21 protein-coding genes and 1 tRNA gene are annotated in these 22915 nt (G+C 59.6%); 4 read left to right on the top strand and 18 right to left on the bottom strand.

Going from position 1 to position 22915, the window contains the following annotated elements; all coding sequences use genetic code 11:
* Position 1 precedes the first annotated feature (1 nt).
* The 11 genes from FHX76_RS03255 to FHX76_RS03305 all read right to left on the bottom strand — a co-directional run bounded on the left by FHX76_RS03255 (position 2) and on the right by FHX76_RS03305 (position 12177).
* Entirely contained in the window at positions 2-2554 is a 2553-nt protein-coding gene (locus FHX76_RS03255; protein ID WP_167147845.1) for a DEAD/DEAH box helicase, read from the bottom strand.
* A gap of 36 nt (positions 2555-2590) precedes the next feature.
* Positions 2591-3355 carry a twin-arginine translocase subunit TatC gene (gene tatC, locus FHX76_RS03260; RefSeq protein WP_167147848.1) on the bottom strand — a complete coding sequence of 255 codons (765 nt, stop codon included), beginning with the start codon at positions 3353-3355 and terminating at the stop codon, positions 2591-2593.
* A gap of 51 nt (positions 3356-3406) precedes the next feature.
* A complete protein-coding gene (gene tatA, locus FHX76_RS03265) occupies positions 3407-3697 on the bottom strand; it encodes a twin-arginine translocase TatA/TatE family subunit (RefSeq protein ID WP_167147851.1) in 291 nt (96 codons plus the stop codon).
* A 68-nt stretch (positions 3698-3765) separates the two neighbouring features.
* Positions 3766-4806 carry a helix-turn-helix transcriptional regulator gene (locus tag FHX76_RS03270; RefSeq protein ID WP_167147853.1) on the bottom strand — a complete coding sequence of 347 codons (1041 nt, stop codon included), beginning with the start codon at positions 4804-4806 and terminating at the stop codon, positions 3766-3768.
* Entirely contained in the window at positions 4799-5830 is a 1032-nt protein-coding gene (locus FHX76_RS03275) for a helix-turn-helix transcriptional regulator (RefSeq protein WP_341777847.1), read from the bottom strand. The genes FHX76_RS03270 and FHX76_RS03275 overlap by 8 nt, the downstream gene beginning before the upstream one ends.
* Before the next feature lie 52 nt (positions 5831-5882).
* On the bottom strand, positions 5883-6827 hold the full coding sequence (locus FHX76_RS03280) for a hypothetical protein (protein ID WP_167147856.1): 945 nt from the start codon (positions 6825-6827) through the stop codon (positions 5883-5885).
* A 37-nt stretch (positions 6828-6864) separates the two neighbouring features.
* Positions 6865-7923, bottom strand: a complete 1059-nt coding sequence (locus tag FHX76_RS03285) for a tRNA (adenine-N1)-methyltransferase (RefSeq protein ID WP_341777848.1) — start codon at positions 7921-7923, stop codon at positions 6865-6867.
* 12 nt (positions 7924-7935) lie between these two features.
* Positions 7936-8643: an HAD-IA family hydrolase gene (locus FHX76_RS03290; RefSeq protein ID WP_167147859.1), complete on the bottom strand. Its 708-nt coding sequence runs from the start codon at positions 8641-8643 to the stop codon at positions 7936-7938.
* A 19-nt stretch (positions 8644-8662) separates the two neighbouring features.
* Positions 8663-9961 (bottom strand): cysteine--1-D-myo-inosityl 2-amino-2-deoxy-alpha-D-glucopyranoside ligase, encoded by a 1299-nt coding sequence (mshC, locus tag FHX76_RS03295; RefSeq protein ID WP_167147862.1) that lies wholly within the window; start codon positions 9959-9961, stop codon positions 8663-8665.
* 10 nt (positions 9962-9971) lie between these two features.
* On the bottom strand, positions 9972-10796 hold the full coding sequence (locus FHX76_RS03300) for an undecaprenyl-diphosphate phosphatase (RefSeq protein ID WP_167147865.1): 825 nt from the start codon (positions 10794-10796) through the stop codon (positions 9972-9974).
* Between the two features lie 64 nt (positions 10797-10860).
* Entirely contained in the window at positions 10861-12177 is a 1317-nt protein-coding gene (locus FHX76_RS03305) for a M20/M25/M40 family metallo-hydrolase (RefSeq protein ID WP_167147867.1), read from the bottom strand.
* 155 nt (positions 12178-12332) lie between these two features.
* Between FHX76_RS03305 and FHX76_RS03310 the strand changes: the two genes are divergently transcribed.
* Positions 12333-12417, top strand: a tRNA-Leu gene (locus FHX76_RS03310).
* Positions 12418-12591: 174 nt separating this feature from the next.
* Here the strand turns inward: FHX76_RS03310 and FHX76_RS03315 are convergent.
* The gene (locus tag FHX76_RS03315) at positions 12592-13899 is read right to left on the bottom strand and encodes a D-alanyl-D-alanine carboxypeptidase family protein (RefSeq protein ID WP_167147871.1); all 1308 of its coding nucleotides are present in this window, start codon (positions 13897-13899) and stop codon (positions 12592-12594) included.
* 91 nt (positions 13900-13990) lie between these two features.
* Positions 13991-15811, bottom strand: coding sequence for a DEAD/DEAH box helicase (locus FHX76_RS03320; RefSeq protein ID WP_167150307.1), 1821 nt, complete (start codon positions 15809-15811; stop codon positions 13991-13993).
* Positions 15812-15898: 87 nt separating this feature from the next.
* Here FHX76_RS03320 and FHX76_RS03325 point away from each other — a divergent pair, with 87 nt between their 5' ends.
* Complete coding sequence (locus tag FHX76_RS03325; RefSeq protein ID WP_167147874.1) at positions 15899-16687, top strand: SGNH/GDSL hydrolase family protein; 789 nt, start codon at positions 15899-15901, stop codon at positions 16685-16687.
* Here FHX76_RS03325 and FHX76_RS03330 read toward each other — a convergent pair.
* Positions 16684-17490, bottom strand: coding sequence for a TrmH family RNA methyltransferase (locus FHX76_RS03330; RefSeq protein ID WP_167147876.1), 807 nt, complete (start codon positions 17488-17490; stop codon positions 16684-16686). The two genes, FHX76_RS03325 and FHX76_RS03330, sit on opposite strands and share 4 nt — an antisense overlap.
* A gap of 60 nt (positions 17491-17550) precedes the next feature.
* Here FHX76_RS03330 and FHX76_RS03335 point away from each other — a divergent pair, with 60 nt between their 5' ends.
* Entirely contained in the window at positions 17551-18411 is an 861-nt protein-coding gene (locus FHX76_RS03335) for a Sir2 family NAD-dependent protein deacetylase (RefSeq protein ID WP_167147879.1), read from the top strand.
* A gap of 27 nt (positions 18412-18438) precedes the next feature.
* Here FHX76_RS03335 and FHX76_RS03340 read toward each other — a convergent pair whose 3' ends face one another.
* Complete coding sequence (locus FHX76_RS03340; protein WP_167147882.1) at positions 18439-19440, bottom strand: alpha/beta fold hydrolase; 1002 nt, start codon at positions 19438-19440, stop codon at positions 18439-18441.
* A gap of 81 nt (positions 19441-19521) precedes the next feature.
* Between FHX76_RS03340 and FHX76_RS03345 the strand changes: the two genes are divergently transcribed.
* Positions 19522-20226: an exonuclease domain-containing protein gene (locus FHX76_RS03345; RefSeq protein WP_167147885.1), complete on the top strand. Its 705-nt coding sequence runs from the start codon at positions 19522-19524 to the stop codon at positions 20224-20226.
* A 176-nt stretch (positions 20227-20402) separates the two neighbouring features.
* On the opposite strand, the gene FHX76_RS03350 is transcribed toward FHX76_RS03345, so the two are convergent.
* From FHX76_RS03350 to glgA, 3 genes are all read right to left on the bottom strand, one after another.
* Complete coding sequence (locus FHX76_RS03350) at positions 20403-20651, bottom strand: type B 50S ribosomal protein L31 (protein WP_167147888.1); 249 nt, start codon at positions 20649-20651, stop codon at positions 20403-20405.
* Between the two features lie 154 nt (positions 20652-20805).
* Positions 20806-21594 carry an ABC transporter ATP-binding protein gene (locus FHX76_RS03355; protein WP_167147891.1) on the bottom strand — a complete coding sequence of 263 codons (789 nt, stop codon included), beginning with the start codon at positions 21592-21594 and terminating at the stop codon, positions 20806-20808.
* Between the two features lie 121 nt (positions 21595-21715).
* Positions 21716-22900 carry a glycogen synthase gene (gene glgA, locus FHX76_RS03360; RefSeq protein ID WP_167147894.1) on the bottom strand — a complete coding sequence of 395 codons (1185 nt, stop codon included), beginning with the start codon at positions 22898-22900 and terminating at the stop codon, positions 21716-21718.
* Positions 22901-22915 lie beyond the last annotated feature (15 nt).

Below are 22915 nucleotides of genomic sequence, written 5' to 3' on the forward strand. Positions count from 1 at the left end.
GTCAAGCTTCGACCACCGACGAGTACGCAACGATACCGGTACGAAGGGCCTCAACTGCCTTCCTTGCAACCTTCGCGGTTGCGGCTGGGGCGACAATAGCCACTTGCTCAAGCAGGTCAACCGTTTGTTTCGTTGACCGAACAAAGTCGCCAGCTGCCATATCGGCCTCGCGAAGGACAAGACTCAGGTTGTCTCCCCTTGCCCAGGCATACATCGCGTTGCAGAGGCCAAGAGCGGGCTGGTCGGTACCGGGGAGTTTGTGGCGGCGTTCGACGTCATCCAGTCTGGCCCAGGCCTCGGTTGTGAGACGCAAGGCCTCACGGAACGGGCCCTTTGGCAGGTAGTTCTCTCCCACGGATTCCTCACGGCGGGGCTCGTAAACCAGCGCGGCACACAGTGCGGCCATTGCCGGCACATCAATGCCCTTCCAGTAATCGTTGCGGAGACACTCTGCGATGAGCAAGTCCCTTTCGCCGTATATGCGTTTGAGGGTACGACCCCACTCGCCCAGTACAACGGAACTCTCCTGGCTTGATGGCTGTGCGGAAGTTGTGTCGTCGAGGGCAGCATCAGGAAGTGAGGTTTCGGCTACGGCCGTTGAAACCTCAAGATAGCCAAGCTCGGTTAGGACATCCGTTACCCGGTCAAACACCGTGGCAACCGCCCCGGTGCGCGAGGCGATCTGACGACTCAGGTCCTGCTTCTTTGCGTTGAGTTTGACCCAACGCTCGGCCCAGCGAGCATGCAGTTCACGGTCTTTACACGAGTGACACGGATGCTGTTTCATCTCAGCACGCAGTCGATTGATCTGCGCGGCACGCTCTGCTTGATCGCCCGCCGGCGTGGCGGTGCCACGAACCGATAAGCGCTCCCAGCGCCCCAGTTCTTCGCGGATGCGTGCGTAGCTGATAAAGTCGCCGCGGTCGCAAGCCATTGAGGTTTCGTAGCCTTCGAGGGAATCCTCGTACTGGCGCACAGTTCGTGCCATGGAGACAACGGCACGGTCGGCTTGAAACTGGGCAAACGAAGACTCCAGGATTTCGCGTGTGCGTTCGCGACCATAGCGATCGATGAGGTTGACCGCCATGTTGTAGGTTGGGCGGAAACTTGAGTTCATCGGGTAGCTTCGGCGGGATGCGAGCGCTGCGGCCGCGTGCGGGTCAAACCCGTCGTGCCATACGAGTACCGAATGGCCCTCAACATCAATTCCACGACGGCCGGCTCGACCGGTGAGCTGCGTGTACTCCCCCGGTGTGATCGGCACGCGTGCCTCGCCATTGAACTTTTCGAGCTTCTCAAGCACCACGCTTCTCGCCGGCATATTGATGCCAAGAGCCAACGTCTCAGTTGCAAACACGATGAGAACAAGCCGCTTTTTAAAGAGCTCCTCGACGATCTCCTTGAAGGCAGGAAGCATGCCAGCGTGGTGGGCTGCGATACCCCGCTCGAGGCCGCTCAGCCACTCCCAGTAACCAAGAACGGCAAGGTCAGCGTCTGGGATGTCCTTGGTGCGTTCCTCGACGATCTCACGGATCTCGTCAGCCTCCTGCTGGGTCGTCAGGCTGATGCCGTCCCTGAGCAGTTGTTGAACGGCTTGATCGCAGCCGACTCGGCTGAAGATGAAGAAAATTGCCGGCAAGAGACGAGCATCCCACAGGTCCGCCACCACCTCGCTGCGCCTTGGCGACAGCGAGGTCTTGTAATCGTGCCGACGCGTTCCTTGCTCCCGACCGCGTTGGTTACGGCCACGCTGGTTGCGGCCACCGCCTTGGTTTGGTCTTCCTCTCGCCTCGGACTGTGCAAGCCTGACGAGCTCGGGATTCACCCTGGCATCCGCGCTGGTCGCGTCACCGCCAACAGGATCAAAGAGCTCTGTCAGCCCAGATCGTGTCACGACATGCTGATCAAGCGGAACAGGGCGATGCTCGGAAACAATGACGTCGGTGTTGCCTCGAACGGCCTGCAGCCAGTCACCAAATTCCTCTGCGTTTGACACCGTCGCGCTGAGCGAAACCATCGCAACCGAAGCCGGAAGATGGATGATGATTTCTTCCCATACCGCGCCCCTGAACCGGTCGGCGAGATAGTGAACCTCATCCATCACGACGCACGAGAGATTGCGCAGCAGTGTCGAATCCGCGTACAGCATGTTGCGAAGCACCTCAGTGGTCATGACAACGATGCGGGCCGTTGCGTTCACATTGGTGTCACCGGTCAGCAATCCAACGTTTTCAGGACCGTATTCGGCAACTAACTCGTTGAACTTTTGATTGCTCAGCGCCTTGATTGGTGCCGTATAGAACACCTTATCCGTGGCCCCGCTCATCGCGAGGAAGATCGCGAACTCGGCAACAACGGTCTTACCGGCCCCCGTTGGTGCGGCGACAAGAACGCTGTTTCCGTCTTCGACGCTTTCACAGGCCGCAACCTGGAACGGATCAAGCCCAAACTCGGACATTGTGATGAACTCGCGCGTCCTCGGATGTTTTGCACCCTGTGCGGCGCGCGCGTAACGCTCGGCCGGCGAGAGTTCTTGGTCGTCGTGAACAGTCATTGTGCAGCTCCCCGCTGTGAGAAAGGGCCAGAGCCGCTAGGCCGGGTCAGTGAGATCGTAATCGGCCAGGAGGCCTTTTTGCTTTTTCGCAAGTCGTCTATCGTGCAGATAGGCAATGCCGGCTGCGAGCAGATAGAGCAGGATCATCGGTATCGCAAGGAAGAGCATGCTCAAGACATCCGCTGCAGGCGTTGCCATCGCGGTAAAGAGGACGATCACGAGGATAGCGACGCGCCACGACTTGATAATTGACTTTGCCGTCAGCACCCCAACAAAGTTGAGCAAAACCAGCAGCACGGGAAGCACAAACGCAACACCAACCACAATGATGAGCCGAAGCGCAAAGTCGAAGTACTGCCGCGCGTTGAGGCGAGCGGCATCCTCAGCCGGGGCAAAACCCGTCATGAGGTTCACGATGTTTGGGAAGACGATCCAGCCCGCATAGCAACCCGCAAAAAACAGCGGCACTGCTGCGGCAAGAAACGCAATGGCGTATCGCTTCTCATTGCGTTTGAGGCCGGGAGAAAGAAACGCCCAGACCTGATAGAGCCAGAACGGTGCCGAAAGGACAAAGCCGATAATGAGCGAGATTTGCAGCTTCAGGTCAAACGCGCCGGTGATGTCGGCGTAGTTCAGCTCGGCTTCGCGGTTCTGCTGCTCGGCAATCGTGAAGATGGGCTCACGGAGCGCGTCCCAGACAAAATCGGAGAGAAACCATCCGACGACCATGCACAGAACAATCGCGATGGCAGCGCGAAACAGCCGCTTACGCAGCTCAATGAGGTGCTGCCCCAGAGACATCCGCGCTTCGCGGGATTTCTGGGGCTTCGCTGAAGCTCCCAACGAAGGCGGCTAGTGCTGTGTTGGGGTGTTCGGCTGAGTACCGTCGCTTGGTGCGGCGGCCTCCGGAGCGACGTTCTGCGCAGCCCCGTTCGCAACAGTGCCAGGTGCGGCTGGCGCCTGACCTGCTGCGGCATTTGGTGCGGATGCATCTGGAACGTTGTCACTCTTGATCTCGTTCTTAAAGATCTTCATCGACTGCCCCATGCTGCGAGCCAACGCAGGAAGCTTCGTTGCGCCAAAAAGTAGCAGCACAACGAGGATGATGATCACCGCGTGCCACCCGCCAAAGTTTGCAAGCATTAGGAATTCCGTTTCGTTATAAAGCAAAAAGTCATCACAAGTCTAACCTATGACTCCTGGGCGAAAACTTACGATCCGTAGAGGTCGAGCGCGGCTTTGGCCCACGACGACACTGCGGTGCGCGCCTCGGGAGGATCAACAATGCTGAGCTCGGCGCTGTGCGTGGAAGCGAGCCTCGTAATGCCCGCGAAGCTTGACACTCGGATGCGGGCAAGGGCCCGCTCGCCGATCGCCGGCGGCGGCAACAGCACTGGTCGCTTTGCGTTCTGTGCCGTCACGGGCGCCTCCGGATCAAAAATCACGGGCTGGAAGTCTTGAATGAGGCTGAATCCAGCTGCACTCACGTCGAGGGTTACAACCTGCTGGCTGGCATCCTGTTCAAGAAACTCGGGATCATATGCTTCACGGCGATGCGTCGGATCGATCGTTTCGCCAAGTTGCACAGCGGTCATGCGGTCGAGTCGAAACATCCTCGGAGCCTCACGGAGGTGATCCCAGCCGCGGAGATACCAGACATCGTCTGTCGAGACGACTTCTTGGGCATCAACCGTACGCTGGGCCTGTTCCCCATCAGCGTTTCGGTAGTAAAAATCCAATTGGCGGCCTTCGGCGACGGCCTGACGCGCCAGCGTAATCCGCTGCTCGCCGGCGGAGCCAGCAAATTCGTGAGGGGCTATGCTCACCGTCGAGAGAAGCGGTCCATCTGCTCCCCCGCGCAGCTTTTGCATGAGGAGGTCGATGTCTCCTGAATCACGGAACTCAGGAAGGCCAGAAAGGTACTGGAGACCGGCGAGCAGCGCCGCTATCTCAGAGGTGGAGAAGCGCGGAACATCTTCGATGCCAACATAATTGCGCAGAACCACCTCGTCGTGCTGCTCGAGTGCATCCCAGTCGATGTCGAACAGGTCACTGTGCTGGTACGTTGACGTGTCGCCTGGAAGACCGGCTGTTCCGAGAAACGGAACAATCGAACGAACGTAGGCGGGCGCTACGTCAAAATCATTGGCGACCTCTGTAACGGTCACGACTCCGCGGTCGATGAGATAGGGAACGAGGCTCAGCAGGAACGTGAGCTTATCGGTTGCGACCAGTGGCTGAGGTTTAGCCATGCGCGCTCACCGCCCTTCGGAGACGCCGGATGACGAGATCACGCAGTTCAGCTGGCTCGATAACCGTCGCCTCTGGGCCGTAGCCGGCGAGCTCGTCTGCAAATACGTGGGCATCCACATAGGGAACGGAAAGCGTGATCAGGGCGGTCGAGTCGTCGATTCCAACTGGAGAGTCGCCCTCGCTCGCCTTCGCCGCGCGCTCAGCGAGCCGAACGGCAGCATCTGTGTTCCGAAGTACCCTGACCGTCGCGTGCTGACGATCGGCAATGGCCTGCAGCTCAGAGAAGAGGTGACCAGCGTAATCAAACGAATCGTCATAGTTGTAGTCGGGTGCAGAAACCTGCGAGACGGGTGAAACCATTCGCGAGAGCAGGAATGTTCGGGGCGCGTGCATCGCCCAGTCGTACGAGTAGAGGTGCCAGCGCGACTCAAAGCTGACCAGCGCGAGTGGTACAACCTCTCGTGTGAACACGGCAGGAATTCCGGGCTTTGCATACTGGAATGACACGGTGTGGCGCTGCTGAATGGCCTCAAGCAACGCCGGAAATGCCGCGTCTCGAGTGTGCACTCGGGGCGAGTATCCGATCAGCGCGGAATCGGGGGTAACGCCGAGCGACGTTAGCTTCATCAGCGAGCGGCGGGACTCAGCCGAGAGCGAGCCCTCACGCCAAACCGTTGAAGCGAGCGCAAGGAGCGCGCGCTCCCGAGCGTCAAAACTCACATCTGCGGGAAGCTCGTAGCCCTCTTTGAGGATGCGGTACCGCATGAGCTGGGTATTGCCGGCTTCTTCCGGCGAGTCAATCGTATCGAGGGGGATGCCGAGTTCGCGCAGGCTGTCTTTGTCCCGCTCGAATTGGCGTTCGAGTGAGGCATTATTGCCCGACTCGTCATAGCGATCCGAGTAGCCGTACACCGACGACAAGATCTGCTGCTTTGTGAGTCCTGTCGTGCTCGCAATGAGCGCGAGCACCATGCTGAACAGTCGTTTCTCCGAAGAGATCGAGCGTTGCTGAGGGGCAGCCACCGTTCTCCCTTCGTCGCGGTGAAACAAGCAGGGCGGATGCCCGGAAAACGGCCTAAGACGCGCTCAGCACATCGATCACAAAGATCATGGCTTCGTCGCCAGGCACAATCGCAACGATCTGCGATCCGACGGTCGAACCAATGATTGCTTCGGAGAGGTCATCGCCCTTGGCGACGGGAACAGCGCGGGGCTGACCGTCATCCCAGGTCGAGCCAACGACAGCTTTGGTGTTCCAGTTCACCTGGAGAATCTGCAGCAGTACGGTATTTCCATCGGCAACAACCTGGGCCGTATCTTTGCCAGGCGCGCGAACATCACCAGTTACACGGGTTGCCGAAACAAACTTCTCGGGGGCGGCCTGATTTGGCAGCGTGAGTCCAGGCTGTCCGTCTGGTGTGGTCACAACGGCAGGGAAATCATTCGGCAAGTCATGAACTGCGCCGGTTGCTTTGTTTGGGCTTGCCGAAACAACATCAGCAACCATCACCAGCTTGCCGTCCTTGCCAAGCTGCGGAAAGTACATCGCGGCGTCGTCTGCTGACACGCCAAGGTCAGTTGCCGAAAGCGTCACAGCAATACGTGAACCAACGGGGGTACACGCCAGCGCGCTCTGGAGGTTGTTGAGCTCGCCGCTTGCCGGAACCATCGCCATTTGTGGGGTGCCGGAGTCGTAGGTATTCAAGATTGGGTCACCGGTGACACCATCGAAGAGCACCTGATTGAAGGTAACAATGTCGCCCTTGTTTACAACGTTCCCGTCACCAAGTTCAAGGACGCTACGTTCAGAAGAGGTGCCATAGGCAGGAGTTGGGAACGTCACCTTTGGCGATTCTCCAAAGCTGTTGCTTACGGAGATGCTGTCAGATCCCTGGCCCGACTTGAGTAGCGGCTCGCAGCCGGCAACCTGATCGGATGGCGTGCTGCTGCACGCGGTGAGCGACAGGGTGATGACTGCTGCGGCAAGGACGGCTACGTGGCGCACTGATACTCGATTCATGAAAGGCATTGGGAGAGAAAACGACCCAGCAGAAAGTCTATCCGACGTCGGGGGCGGAATCGTCATCGGAAGCGGCGCTGCGCGCATCCGCTTCCCGACGAGTCCGTGAGTGTGAGGCACCGGTCTGAGCCTGGCGAACGTTCTTGCGAAGGTATTTATCGCTCTTGTCGCGAAGACCGAGCGCTCCTGGGGTCCAGGCTTCGACGTCCTCCGCGGAGAAATCAGATTTTGAGGGACGGCGCTTGAGCTCTGGAAGCACCGTGCCGGGAGCAAGTCGTCGGGCGGTAATCAGGAATCCGGTGTGGGCAATCATGCGGTGATCAGGACGAACCGCAAGGCCTTCAACATGCCAACCGCGCACCATGGTCTCGTTTGACTGGGGATTAGTGAACATTCCGGTCGCGCGAACGGCCTCTGCAACCCGCGAGAGCTGGGTCACTGTTGCGACGTAACAGAGGATGACCCCGCCCGGTTTGAGTACACGTGCCGAATCCTCGATGCACTCCCACGGCGCGAGCATGTCGAGCACAACACGATCAACCGTGTGTTCTTCAAAACGAGACTCAAGCTCATCCTGCAGATCACCAACGGTGACGCTCCAGTTTTCTGGCATGTAGCCGAGGAACGTTTCGACGTTACCGCGCGCGATTTCGGCAAATTCCTCGCGACGTTCGAAGGACGCGAGCGTGCCGGTTGGGCCAATGGCCCTGAGCAACCAGGAGGACAGTGCTCCGGACCCTACGCCGGCCTCGACGACCGTGGCGCCGGGAAAGATATCGGCCTGGGCCAAGATCTGTGCGCTATCTTTCGGGTAGATGATGGCAGCACCACGCGGCATTGACATCGCAAAGTCGCTCAGGAGCGGCCGGAGGGCAAGGTATGGCTCCCCCGTTGTGTTGCTGATGACCGAACCGTCTGGCACGCCAATGAGCGAATCGTGTTTGATGACACCGCGGTGGCTGTGAAATTCTCCACCAACCGTCAAGGTAATCGTGTGGACCTTGTTTTTCGGACCCGTGAGCTGCACACGGTCGCCAATCTGAAACGGCCCGCTAAACGGCAGCGGCGTGTTGGCTGACTCGGTTGATTCAGTCACTGAAGCGTTCTCCTAGGAAGGGTTTGCGCCGCCGGGTGTGGCGGTCGAGTTGGGGCCGCGGTGTGCGGCAAAGAGCTCGGCAATGTCTGTAGCCGTCTTGCCCTCAAGGGTTGGCCAGAGCGCGTGTGAATCTGTGTTGTCGAGGCTGAGGAGATGAGGGATGCCAAGGGCGACAGCACCTGATGCCCACGCCGCGCGCAATCCATTGATCGAGTCCTCGAGCGCCACGCAGTTGGCAATGTCTACTCCAAGAGCTTCTGCCCCCATGAGGTACGGATCCGGGTGTGGCTTTGCGTTTGGTACCTCGTCGCCAACAATCAGGTGCTGAAAGGCAGGAACGGGCAGCAATGCGAGAATCTTCTCGGTCAAGACTCGGGTAGACATTGTCACCAAGGCCACCGGTATGTTGTGAGCGTGCAGGTCCTCAAGCAACGAGAGTGCACCTGGGCGCCACGGCATACTTTCGGGAACGAGCATGTCGGAAACCGCTTGGGTTAGCGTCTCTACGATCTCGTCGGCGCCGAGCGTAATGCCGGCTCGCTGGAGCACAACTGCGGCATCCCACAGCCCCATACCCGTCATTGCTCTGCGATCGTCGTCAGTGAGGACTGCGCCGTATTGCTCGGCGAGACGGTCCTCGGCAATATTCCAGAACGGCTCGGTATCTATGAGGGTGCCGTCCATGTCCCAGAGAACTGCGGCGGGTAAAAGTTGAGTCACAAGGAACGAGTCTACCCAGTTAGGCAGCGGGTGCGAGATTCGAGGTGTCGGCCAAGTCAACACCGAGGAGGGCCATGATGCTGCTGCGGACCAGCGCTACGTCATCGACTCCCCCAGCGAGAGCCTGGTGGGCGGCTGCGTCAATAGCCCCGATCGCCGACGCCGCGTCGAGGTCATTTGCCAGCGAAACGCGGATGTTGTTAAGCAGCTGACCAGCGTCAACGGCAGGTCCGTTGGCTCCCTGACCGTCAGCTGATGGCGAGAAGGCACGCATCCACAGGGCAAATCGATCGGTTGCCTCGCCAAGTCGAGCATCCGTCCACTCCCAGGCGGTGCGATAGTGGCTGGCCATGATGGCCAAGCGGATGACACTCGGATGCACTCCGGAACGGCGAAGTTTTGAAACAAAGACGAGGTTGCCACGCGATTTACTCATCTTCTCGCCCTCGTAGGCGACGAGCGCAACGTGGTTGAATACCTTGGCAAGCGGTTGGCCGTTCAAGGCAAGCGCGTGTCCAGCGCTGAAGTCGTGATGAGGGAAAACGAGGTCGTAGCCGCCTCCCTGCACAGAAATATTGCTGCCAAGCGCGTCAACCGCGATAACAGAACACTCAATATGCCAGCCGGGGCGGCCTCTACCAACGGGGCTATCCCATGCAGGTTCGCCAGCACGCTCCGCGCGCCACAGAAGCGGATCGATGGGATCACGCTTCCCGTCGCGGAGTGGATCTCCCCCTCGTTCGGCGCTCAACTCATCAAGTTCGGGGCGATCGTACGGAGTCGTTGACCCGACCGTCCAACCCGGGGTCAGCGTCTCGTGTGAATCGAAGTACAGATCGCCCTGAGTCCCCTCAACGGCAACACGATAGGCGAATCCGGAATCCTCGAGCCGCTTGACCCCATCTGCGATCGCGTCAATCTGCTCCGTAACGCCGACATAGGCGTCTGGCGGAAGCATCGAAAGGGCCGCCATGTCTTCGCGGAACAGGTCGATCTGCTCTGCAGCCAGGTCTTCCCAATTCACTCCGGTCGCGTCAGCGCGCTCAAGAAGCGGGTCGTCAATGTCGGTAATGTTCTGGCCGTAACGAGTTTCGAGGCCCGCGTCCCTCCACGCACGAAGGAGTAAATCGTAGGCAAGATACGTGGCCGCGTGACCAATATGCGTTGCGTCGTAAGGCGTAATGCCGCATACGTAGAGCGTGGCAACGGCGGGTTCGTCGGTCGACGGCACGAGCCGCTGCGTTGAGGTATCAAAGATAACCGGCACGAGGCCGCTCCCAGGTAGCACTGGGACAACTGGTGCGCTCCAAGACTGCACGGCGACTCTCCTAAGCGCTAATCACGCCGGTGGACAGCATCACAAGGAGCGCCCCTCCCAGCAGAATCCGGTAGACAACAAACGGCATAAAGCTTCGCTTCGAGATGTAGCGCATCAGGAACGCGATGATGAGGATACCAACGACAAACGCTATGAGTGTTGCGACAGCGGTTTCAGCTGCCCCAAACGGGCTCGCTACGCCGTGGTCTGAGAACAGCTTGTAGAAACCAGAGCCAAACACGGCTGGAATTGCCAACAAGAACGAATACCGGGCCGCAGACGGGCGATCGTACCCCATCAAGAGCCCCGCAGTAATGGTGCCGCCAGAACGAGAGACGCCGGGAATAAGCGCGAGAGCCTGGGCAAAACCGTAGATAATGCCGTGCTTTGCCGTCATGTCGTTAAGAGTCAGAGTCTTCTTGCCAACGTAGTCGGCGACACCGAGGATGATGCCAAACACGATCAGCGTGCCGGCAACGATCCAGAGCGAACGCAGGGTCGTGTCGATTGCATCCTGGAACAGGACTCCGAGCACAACAATTGGAAGGCTGCCGAGGATGATCCACCAGCCCATAAGCGCATCAGGATCGCGGCGGGGCACCTTGCCAACGAGTGACTTGCACCAGTGGCCGATGATTCGCACGATGTCTTTCCAGAAGAACACCACAACGGCTGCTTCGGTACCGAGCTGCGTAATGGCAGTGAACGCCGCTCCAGGGTCTCCCCCGTTTGGAAGGAACTCACCAACGATACGAAGGTGGGCGCTTGACGAAATTGGCAAGAACTCGGTCAATCCCTGAACCAGGCCAAGGATGATCGCCTCAAAAAAACCCATGTTGTTCCTCTATCTGTCGACCATTTGTCCAAGCACAAAGCCCGTTTTGGCCCAGCAACCTAGGTTAGTACGTCGACAGGAGGTCCGTGAGTACACGGTGCCCAAAATCGAGGGATGCAAGCGGCACCCGCTCGTCAACGCCGTGGAACATTCCGGGGAAATCGAGGTCTGCCGGGAGCTGTAGCGGGGCAAAGCCGTAGCCAACAATTCCCAGCTTACTCAGAGCCTTGTTGTCCGTTCCGCCGGAGAGCAGGTACGGGAGCACCTTGGCGCCGGGGTCGTGGGCTTCGAGGGAGCCAACCATGGCATCCACCAGCGGGCCCTCAAACGGGCTGTTGAGACCAACGTCGCGGTGAGAGATCGAAATTTCTATGTCGTCGCCAACAATTTCTCGGATCGTCGCAAGCACGGTTTCCTCGTCGCCGGCAAAGGCTCGCACATCCACGAGGGCCTCGGCGCTGTCAGGAATCACGTTGTGCTTATAGCCAGCCGTCAACACCGTTGGATTGGATGTGGTGCGAAGCGAGGCGTGAATAAAGCCAGACGCTGCCCCGGTGGCCAACACAATTTCTTCTGGGCCAACCTGCTGGGGGTCAACGCCAAGCAGGTTGGCAAGCTCGTCAACAAGCGTACGAGTGGTGTCGGTGAGGTGCAGCGGCCATTCGTGGCGTCCGAGCGCGGCGACTGCCTCGGCCAGACGGGTGATGGCGTTGTTGTGAATCACCCGAGATCCGTGCGCGGCAACGCCTTTGGCAGTGAGTTTGATCCAGAGGAGTGCCTTCTCTCCGGTTTGCAGGAGGTATGCGCGCTGATTATTGACGGTGATCGAGTAACCACCAACCTCGCTGATGGCTTCCGTTGCGCCGGCAAACAGGTCTGGCCTGGTATCAACAACGTGGTGTGACCCGTAGACGCCACCGTTTTCTTCGTCTGCGAAGAACGCAACAACGAGGTCTCTCGCAGGCTGGCCCGTCGCCAGAATCTCTTCGAGGCTTGTCAGGATCATGGCATCCATGTTCTTCATATCAACGGCTCCCCTGCCCCAGAGCATGCCGTCTTTGATGGTTCCTGCAAATGGGTCGACGCTCCAGTTTGCCGCGTCGGCGGGGACAACGTCGAGGTGACCGTGCACAACAAGAGCCCCCTTGTCTGAGCTGCGGCCCTTCACCCGTGCGACAACGCTTGTGCGGCCCGGTTCCGAATCGATGAGCTCTGGTGTGAGCCCCATGGCGCGAAGATGTGCGGCAACGTATTCTGCGGACTCTGTCTCGCCGTTCGATTTGCCGCCGCCGTAGTTGCTCGTGTCGAAACGAATGAGCTCCTGAGCGATGCGTGCGGTCTTGCTGACCTCGTTTGAAGAGAAATCTGGAAGTTGGGGCATAGAAGTAGGCTATCGACAACCTTCAAAAAGATCACTTTTTCACGCGATTCCGCATCAAAATGGGGCAAAAATCGACGATCTTGCCAGAGTGGTAAAAAGTGCCTCAGAAGTCATGCTAGAGTTTTCTTCGGCCGGTCTTGTACCGAGCCAGACATGCGCGGGTGGCGGAATGGTAGACGCGCTAGCTTGAGGTGCTAGTGTCCGTATTAGGACGTGAGGGTTCGAGTCCCTTCCCGCGCACGTGTCGCTCAGAAGAGCGTTGTGTAAGGCCCCGGAGAAATCCGGGGCCTTTTTCGTTTAAGCCTGACCACTCTCTCCGAGTGTTCGGGAGTTCGTGAGGCACGCCTCTTGCTGCCCCGCACGAACTCCCGAAGAGTTTCGTCATGACCCGGTTGCGACCACGGGCTGCGGCGTTCAGCCAAACATGAGCGACGGATGTGTCAGACGCCACCACAGCCCTGGGTCGGTCAATTCGGTATCGGTCACGATGTCAACCGACTGGCTACTCGCATCCGTTGGCGTTTCGGCATCCACGAACGAGACCGTCAATTGGCCAACGGCGCTGCCGGCCACGACCGGGGTCGTCTGTGTCACTGGAGAAGCGGTCCACTCTGCCGTCGCACTCCCCCAGACGCGCACAGAAACATCTTCAGCGGCCACGAGCGGCGTGAGATCCCCCCAGGGAGCCTCGAGTGTGCCGAGTTGCGTTCCGGCCTCCAGAATCGATTCCTGGTGTACCGTGCCAAGGACGCTGTCGGCAAGCACCCTCGACAGCTCCCCCCGCTCAGCGACCGAGTCGGCTCCAAGAACCACGCCGATGACCGTTGCGGTTTCTTCCCCGGCAGTACCGGTTTCATCCAACACCGGCATTTCTCTCGCAAACAGCAAACAGTATCCGGCCGCAACGGTATAACCGGTTTTGATCCCTGTGAAGCCGTCGTCGCCGATGAGCGGGTTCGTATTCTTCACTTCACCGATACTTGGAAGCTCGATCACATCGTGAGAAACGGCATCGGCAACAACCTCGTTGGCGAGGGCGAGCTTGCCAAGCTGAATCAGGTTCTCAACCATCGCGACGTTCCCGTCCTCGAGGCCGTTGCTATCAACGATGGTCATCTCGGTCAGCCCATTGGCATCGAGCCACGCGCGTGTGGCAGATAGGTAGGAATCAATGTCCCCGTAAGCCCACAGCGCGAGCTTTTCGGCGTAGTTATTTGCTGAGGCAACGAGCATCCCAGAAATGAGCTCCCGCTCGCTCAGTGCAACCCCGATCGGAACGTCAAGCGTTGTGCCGCCTACCGCGATAATCTGCGCGGTCGCCGCTTGATCTTGGGTCGTAAACGGAATGGTTGGCCCGGATTCGCCCGCTGACAACGGGTGTGCGTCGAGCACCATGAGTGCGGTCACAACTTTGGTGATGCTCGCTATGGTGTGCAGTCCTCCGGCGTCAGAACTCATAAACACGTCCGAGTTATCGAGCAGGCTGATCGCACCAACAGCATCCGCCGCTGGCCAGGCCGGAGACAACGCGGCGCCGATGGGGGAAGGCCCGATTGTGTTGACAACAGCCGACGCTTCGGGCAACGGAGCGGTTGCCGACGCAACGGTGTAGCCCCCTGCTCCAAGGAGAAGTGCGGCAACCGTGATGGTCGTTGCCAGCCTTCTCCTCCGGCCGATACGTTTACGCGGGCGCACCAAGGGAGGCGAATCGTCGATCGTCATAGGTTCAGGCTAGTGGGGTGGGCCTGGCAGAACCCCCGGCGACGCTCCCAGATGGGGAGCAACGACCGCTTGTCACCCCGATACGTCCGCGCTAGTGGGCGCCTAGTCGCTTGCGAAGCACGGCGATACGCGCTTGTAACTGCGTCACACTCGCCTGTGGCACGGCTGGGCCACCACACATCCGTCTGAGCTCCGTGTGGATCATGCCGTGCGGTTCGCCTGAGACCTTTGCGTACATGCCGACAAGACTGTTCAGCAGCGTGCGCTGTTCTTTGAGCGTTCGGAAGAGCGGCTCAGGAGCCTGGGAAATCTCGGCCGGATGCTCCGTCTTGCCCTGTTTGACAGCCGAACGTTTCGCCTGTCGCGTTTGGCGCTGCATCAGCAGTTCCTTGACCTGGTCGGGTTCGAGGATGCCTGGGAGCCCGATAAAGTCGAGCTCCTCTTCACTGTCAATATCGGCGTAGCCACCAAATTCGCCGCCGTCGAAGAGGGCGCGGTCAAAATGTGCGTCAGATTCAAGCGCCGCAAACGAGAACTCGCGAGTGAGTTCGTCAGACGCTCGCTCTTCCTTATTGGCGGCCGCCATCATGGCGTCTTCTTCGCTCCACGCGTTGCCTTCGCCGTCATCAGCCGTTTGGCGATCGAGCGCGTGATCGCGCTCCTTCTCCATCTCTGAGGCGAGGGCCATAAGCGTTGGCACATTCGGGATGAACACGGATGCGGTCTCGCCGCGTCGACGGGACCGTACAAAGCGTCCAATCGCCTGGGCAAAGAACAACGGTGTCGCAGAGGAGGTCGCATACACACCAACGGAGAGCCTAGGAACGTCAACGCCCTCTGACACCATCCGGACGGCGACCATCCACCTGGAGTCCCCTTCTGAGAACTTGTCGATGTTATCGCTGGCCTGTTTATCGTCAGAGAGGATGAGCGCAACGGGTTCGCCCGAAATCTTCTGCAGCATCGCCGCATAGGCTTTTGCCGTTGCGTGGTCGGTTGCGATAACCAGCCCGCCTGCATCAGGAACGCTCAGCCTGACCTCGCTCAGGCGCTTATTCGCGGCGTTGAGCACCGAGGACATCCACGAACCCTCTGGATCGAGCGCGGTTCGCCAGGCCTGCGACGTAATGTCTTTGGTGTTTCCCTCGCCAAGCCGCGCCGACATTTCGTCGCCTGTGCTTGTCTGCCAGCGCATCAGGCCCGCATAGACCATGAAGATAACCGGCCGAACGATGCCGTCCTTGAGAGCTCGACCGTAGCCATAGTTGTAATCGGTTTGAGAGACGCGGATGCCGTGCTTATCTGGTGCGTACTCAACAAATGGGATGGGCGCCGTGTCTGACCGGAACGGTGTTCCCGTCAGCGAGAGGCGTCGCTCCGCACGGTCAAATGCCTCGCGGATACCGTCGCCCCAGCTCAGCGTGTCGCCGCCATGATGGACCTCGTCGAGGATGACAAGCGTCTTCTTTTCCATCACGAGCCGCCGATGCAGGTCTGGCTTCATGATGACCTGCGCGTAGGTGAGCGCGACGCCGTGATACGGACGGGTTATGTAGCCGTCGCTGTTCTTGAAGTAGGGATTGAGACGGATTCCGGCGCGTGAGGCCGCGTTGGCCCACTGCGTCTTGAGGTGCTCGGTCGGAGCGACGACCACGATGCGGTCAACGGTGCCGCGACCTCGAAGCTCAGCGGCAAGCCTCAGCGCGAAGGTCGTCTTTCCGGCGCCGGGTGTCGCGGCCGCAAGGAAATCGCGTGGCTCGTTGTGAAAATAGGCGGTGAGGGCTTCCTCTTGCCAAGCACGAAGGTTCGCCGCTGTTCCCCACGGCGCACGCGCCGGAAAGGCTGGCGAAAGGTGCTCCGCGGCGTGTGTGCCGGGTGCATGCTCTGCGCCAAGTTCGGGTAATTCTTCGATAGTCACGACCTTCAAGGATACCCGGATCGTCTGACATTCATGAACACGTCGGGTACTCTAGTATGCGCAACGAAAGGCGTTTCTCCCATGGCTCAAGAGCATCCCTGGTCACGATATGTCGCCCTCGGCGATTCGTTTACCGAAGGAATTGGCGACCCAGAACCCAGCAGTCCAGGGGGCCATCGGGGTTGGGCAGACCGGGTTGCCGAAGTCCTCAATGAGAAGAACGACGACTTCGCCTATGCAAACCTCGCGGTGCGCGGAAAACTCGTCCAGCAGATCATTGACGAGCAGATCGAGCCTGCGCTGGCGCTGCGCCCAGACCTCATCACGATCTCAGCAGGTGGCAACGACGTCATCCGCCCTGGAACCGATCCAGACGTCATCTCGGCCAAAATCGAGTCTGCCGTTGAGCGCCTGAGTGCGAACAACGCCACGATTGTGTTGTTTACCTCTGTTGACACCGGCTTCTCCCCCGTCTTCCGCAGCATCCGCGGCAAAGCCGCCATCTATAACGAAAACGTTCGCGCCATTGCGCACCGATATGACTGCCTGGTTGCCGACCAATGGGCAACCCGTGAACTCGCGGATGTTCGTATGTGGGCGCCAGACCGTCTGCATTTTAACGCCCTCGGACACCACACGGTTGCGCGTGTTGTCCTCGAAGCGCTCAACATCGAAAACGACCTGCAGCCCCTTGAACCAGAGCCACTTCCGCAGCGAAGCTGGCGTGCGGCTCGCGTTGAGGACCTCTCGTGGGCACGCGAATACCTGGTTCCATGGGTGGTTCGTCGCATCCGGCACCAGTCATCCGGAGATTTCATTTCGGCGAAACGGCCAGAAGCAGGCGCGGTTACCCCGCACACCAAGGACTAGCGCTTCCGCAACTCCCAGAGGGCAACGGCCGAAGCCGCAGCCACGTTCAAGGAGTCGACCCCCGCACGCATGGGGATGGTCACGATCGTGTCGGCGGAGCCAAGGGCCCGTCGGCTGAGCCCGTCGCCCTCGGTGCCAACCACAAACGCGATCTTTTCGTGCTGCTGCGCCGCAAATTGGTCAAGATCGACGGAATAGTCCGACAGCGCGAGTGCGGCGATGTGAAAGCCTTCCGCATGCAGCTGTTCGGTTGTTTCCGACCACTCGCCAAGCCGAGTCCACGGCACCTGGAACACGGTTCCCATACTGACCTTGACGCTTCTTCGATAGAGCGGGTCGGCACACCGCTGAGTAATGAGTACGGCATCCGCGCCAAGGGCCGCAACCGAGCGGAAGATTGCGCCAACATTCGTGTGGTCAACGATGTCTTCGAGGATGATGACGCGTGAGGCGTCTTTCAAGAGATCAATGACCGGTGGCAGCTGGGGGCGAATCATTGCGGCAAGGGCACCACGGTGAACGGCGTAGCCGGTGAGTTCCTCAAGAACCGCGGCAGTGCCAACAAAGACCTCAACGTCGGGATGCCCAGCAAGGATCGGCTCGACCTGCTCAACCCACTTCTCCTCAAGCAAAACTGCCTGCGGGATATGCCCTGCCTCAATCGCGCGAGCGATCACTTTGCTTCCCTCCGCAACGTACATCCCCGCCTTTGGCTCCTGCACGCGGCGCAAATTAACGTCGGTGAGCTTCGCAAATGAGGCAAGCTGTGGCAGGTCGAGGCGGTCGACGGGAATAAGGCGCATCGTTCCAGCGTAAAGTATGAGCTACCCATCCTTGTGCGTCGTGATCCGAAAGGGAATGCTGTGAAGAGCCAGGTCGTTGTACACGAAGTGAATGACAGTGCGCTCGAACCTATCCTTGAAGCCATCCGACGAGGCCCACTCTCCGTACTCACCGGAGCAGGAGTGAGCACCGATTCTGGCATCCCTGATTATCGAGGCGAAGGGTCGCCCCCTCGCCACCCGATGAACGTTCAGCAGTTTCTGACCGACGAGCGGTACCGCAAACGCTACTGGGCCGGCAGCCACCGCGGTTGGAAGACCTTTACGAGCACCCAGCCAAATGCAGGGCACCGCGCACTTGCTCGGCTTGAGGAGATCGGCGCGGTGAACGGTGTCATCACGCAAAACGTTGATGGATTGCACATCCACGCCGGTTCGAAACGGGTGGTCGATGTGCACGGTTCCATGAGCCGCGTGCGCTGCCTCGATTGTGGGCAGTACTTCTCGAGGGCAGCGATCGAGGAACAACTCGTTGAACTCAATCCGCATCTCGACGATCCGGGCTTTGTCACGATGTCACCGGACGGCGACGCCGAGGTCAACGACATCGAGGGTTTCCAGATTCCCTCGTGCACCGTCTGCGGTGGGATGCTCAAACCAGACGTTGTCTACTTTGGCGAGCTTGTACCCGTGACACGGTTCGCGTCGGCACAGGCAATTGTCGCCGAGTCGAGCGGCTTGCTGATCCTCGGTTCGTCACTCGCGGTGAATACCGGTATCCGGTTGCTCGAACAGGCGAGGCGCGAGGGCAAACCCATTTTTATCGTCAACAGGGGCGCAACGAAGGGCGACTCGCGCGCTATGGTGCGTATCCATGCCGGTACAAGCGAGTTTCTCGAGGCGCTGCTTGCTCAGGTTGAGGGCGCGCCCGTCGCTGTTTAGCCCGTCGTTCGTTCACGACGCTCGCCGTTACGAGTCGAGAAATTCTCGGACGTACCGAACAGCCTCCGCCGGCTTTTCGTAGTGAACAAGGTGACCTACGGAGTTGATGACTCGCAGCCGCCCGTCCTGGAATCGCTTGACCAGCGTGCGCTGGGCTGACAGCGCCGTGATGTCGTCTTTCTCAGCGGCGATCAGAACGGTTGGCACGGAGATACGCTCGGAGAACTCGCTCACGTCGTGGCTCACCGATGCTCGGAACGACTCCAATACGACCGTGCGGTTGGCAAAGGCGCTGAAGTACTCGTCGTGCTGGCCATGAATCCATGCACGAAGGGCACGGTCTCTCGTCTTTGCCATGGCAACGCTCGAAACACGGGTGATGATTGAGCTCTTGAGGAGTGCGTAGCCAACTCGCTCGGGCAGTTTGGTGCCGAGCCAATAATAGAACACCGCAAACTGGGTCAGGATTCCGCGAGGGCCGCTCAGCGCAGGCGCCCCAATCGGGTTCACCAAGATGAGTTTCTCCGGACGCAGGCCGCCAGCAACGGCCGCCGACGACACGATTGAACCAAACGAGTGGCCAAGCAAGTAGACGGGCGCACCGTCGCGCTTGACCAACGACACAAACGCGGCCAGCCACGCTGAATACTCCGCAACGCTGTGTTCACGCCCGGCTGGGAACGGTGGGGCGATGCCAAAGCCCGGAAGGTCTGGCACAATCACACGGTAATCGGAGAGTCCTGCGGCAAGAAGCAGGAGTCCGTGATGGTCCCCGCGAAACCCGTGCACAAGGATAATCGTGGCGCGATCATCGGCAGCCAACGTTGCGCCGGCAGTGGATACTCGTGAGCCGGTACGTGGCTCCGCAAAATACTCCCAATAGGGGGACTCAACGCCGTCAACAACAATGACGTGTTGTGTTGGTTTCCCCTCGGACTCAAGCCAGGCAAGTGTCGCCGCTGGGGCATCGTTCTGCGGGAGCGGAGCATCCACCCGAATCGAAACTGGTTGCTCGCCTGCTGAGGTCATGAAAATAGTCTAGGCGTTCTGGCCTGGGAATCTCCGGCCATACCTCGCCGAGAAGTCGGTGCTTCCCAATAGAGTGGAAGCATGACTCAGAATGCCCTCCCCGTGTGGTGTGAGAACCTTGCCGTTTTTGACACCGAAACCACGGGCATCGACACCGCCCACTCACGCATCGTCACCGCAACGATCGCCATCGTCACCGCAGACGGTTCCGTCTCGGAACGCCACGACTGGTTCATCAACCCTGGCGTCGAGATCCCCGAGCGGGCCACCGCTGTGCATGGCGTCACTACGGCTCAGGCTGTTGCGGGGGGCATGGATGCCGAAACGGGCATCCGCCAGATTGTCGAGCGCCTCCGCGAGGTCTTCTCTCGCGGACTCCCCCTTGTTGCCTATAACGCACCCTACGACCTCGATATGGTTCGCAACGAGGCACTTCGCTACGGCATCGCCCCCATCGATCGCCCCTCGCCCGTTCTTGACCCGCTCGTTATTGACAAGGCCGTCGACAAGTATCGAAAGGGCAAGCGAACGCTTGAGGCCGCATCCGCCGAATATGGAGTGCAGCTTGGTAACGCCCACGACGCGGGCGAAGATGCCATCGCTGGCGGCCGCGTCATGCAGGCCCTTGCCGTGCGACACGCAGCAAAGCTCCCAGACGACCTCGACACACTGCACGCCATGCAGGTGAAGTGGGCTGCCGAGCAGGCTGCAAGCTTCCAGGAGTACATGCGTCGGGCTCGCGACCCAGAGTTTGTTGCCGACGGGCAGTGGCCTGAACGCTTTTAACCAGGACGTTGTCTCCTGCGAATCGGCGGGAGTGACTTCCCTTCGCTAACGATTTCGGGCGTCTGCGGGAATGAACAGTCCTATCCCGCAGAACACCCGCCCAAATCTCGCAAATAACATAACGAAGGCCCCAAGCAGATTGCTTGGGGCCTTCGTTATGTGCTGAGGGTTGGTGCTTACGCGCCGAATCCCTTGAAGCGCTGGTTGAACTTCTCGACGCGTCCGGCCGAGTCCATGATGCGCTGCTTACCCGTGTAGAACGGGTGCGATTCGCTGGAGATTTCAACGTCGATGACGGGGTACGTAGCGCCGTCGATCTCGATCGTCTTGTCGCTCGAAACCGTTGAGCGCGTGAGGAACGTTGCGCCGGAGGCCAGGTCGCGGAAGACCACCGCTTCGTATTCTGGGTGGATTGCTGTCTTCATCCGATAGTCCTTTGTCGTTTGGTCATCTGTCACCCTGGTTGGGGACACAAGTTAGGGAGGCCCTGTAAAACACAGTGGGCCAGCTACCTACTCTAGCAGATAGTCACACATTACGTGCTTGATCCGGGCGTGTCACCGCCCGTTTATGGGGTGGCTAGTTGCCGGTAGCCCGAGCCGCGTATCGACCGGCCGACTTGGTGAGCTCAAATTCAAGCCCGAAGGTGCTGCGAAGGTTGTCGGTAGTGAGGACATCGTCGAGAGCGCCCTTTGCCACAATCTGACCCTTGTTAATCAGGAGAGCATGCGTGAATCCGGCAGGAATTTCTTCCACATGGTGAGTGACCATGATCATGCCGGGCGACGACGGCGAGGCTGCGTATCCGCCAAGCAACTGCAAAAGTCGTTCGCGTGCACCAAGGTCAAGGCTCGCTGCCGGTTCGTCAAGGAGAAGTAGCTCGGGGTCGGTCATGACGGCACGGGCAATCATGACGCGCTTCTGCTCACCGTCACTGAGTGTTCCAAAGGTGCGGTCCGCGAGCTCGCCGAGATTCCATTCTTCGAGTACGCGCTCGGCGCGGCGGATGTCGAAATCGTCGTACTGCTCGTTCCAACGCCCCTCTACCGAGTACGCGGCGGTCATGACAGTGTTGAGGACGGATTCGTTGAGCGGGATGCGCTTGGCCTGCGCTGAGGACGCAAACCCGAGGCGATTGCGAAGCTCAAAGACGTCAACGCGACCGAGTCGGCTGCCAAGAATGTCAACCGTGCCTGTTGTTGGGTAATCGTGCCCGGTCGCGAGGCGAAGAAGCGTGGTCTTTCCCGCGCCGTTTGGTCCAAGAACCACCCAGCGTTCATCTCCCTGAATGCTCCAAGTCACCCCGTCGAGGATGTGGTTTCCATTGCGGACATAGCTAACATCGTTGAACTCAAGCACACCAGACATGCCCACAAGCCTACCGTCGCAGGAGCGGCATCCGGTGAACGATTGTGCTGTGTCTTGAGTTTCTGAACGGAAGCTTTGACGCGTCTAACCTAGGCACGATCGGCAAGGTGGCGCGCGGAGATCAGCGCAGGAGTGAGGAGTACAGCTCCCTGGTTTGGGTTGCGATGGCCGTCCAGGAAAACTGCTCAACGGCTCGACGGCGCCCCTGCTCCCCCAGCCTGCGTGCAAGCTCTGGCTGCTCGATGAGACGCGTGAGTGCCGCCGCGAGATCGCGGACATACTCGTCCGGATGCGTTGGCGTTCCGCTGCCATCGTCACTCTGCGGAAGCGGAACGATGAGGCCGGTCTCGTCATGAACAACAACCTCAGGGATGCCGCCGGTGTCTGACCCGACCACTGGGGCCCCGCACGCCATGGCTTCGAGGTTCACGATCCCCAGCGGCTCGTAAATTGACGGGCAGACAAAGGTCGTAGCCGATGTGAGCAATGCCCGCAGATCGTCTTTTGGCAGGTGCCGCTCAATCCACACGACACCCCTCCGAGTCTGCTGTAGCTCACGCACCAGCTCAGTCACCTCGGCCATGAGTTCTGGCGTGTCTGGCGCACCGGCACACAGCACCAACTGCGCGTGTTCTGGCAACAGGCGCGCGGCGCGAAGAAGATAGGGAAGGCCCTTTTGCCTCGTGATGCGGCCGACAAAGACGACGGATGGCCGATCAGGATCGACGCCGAGGTCACGCACGCGTTGCGGATCGGCAAGCGGCGCCCAATCGGTCGAGTCGATCCCGTTATAGATTGTGTGGACACGTGCAGGATCCAGACTCGGATACGACCGTAGGATGTCAGCACGCATCCCGTTGCTCACCGAAATGACGGCATCTGCTGACTCGTAGGCACCGCGCTCGATCCAACTCGAGACTCGGTATCCCCCACCAAGTTGCTCTGCCTTCCACGGCCGAAGCGGCTCAAGGCTATGGGCGGTCACAACGTGTGGGATTCCGTGCAGCATCTGGGCGAGATGGCCTGCCCCGTTTGCGTACCAGGTGTGCGAGTGAACCACGTCGGCTCCCCCAGCATCCTGAGCCATTCGGAGATCAACCCCGAGCGTGGTCAGGGACGGGTTCGCGTCGGCAAGGTCGGAAGGGACACCGTATGAATACGTGTGCGGCTCGTCTCGCTGCGAGCCAAACGCACGGACATACACATCGGTCGTGGCTCGCAGAGCGCGAACGAGTTCGGCTACATGCACGCCGGCACCACCGTAGATCTCCGGCGGGTATTCCTTGGTCAACACGTCAATGCGCATATACGAACTGTAGCC

The organism is Lysinibacter cavernae, from assembly GCF_011758565.1.
Lineage (GTDB): Bacteria > Actinomycetota > Actinomycetes > Actinomycetales > Microbacteriaceae > Lysinibacter > Lysinibacter cavernae.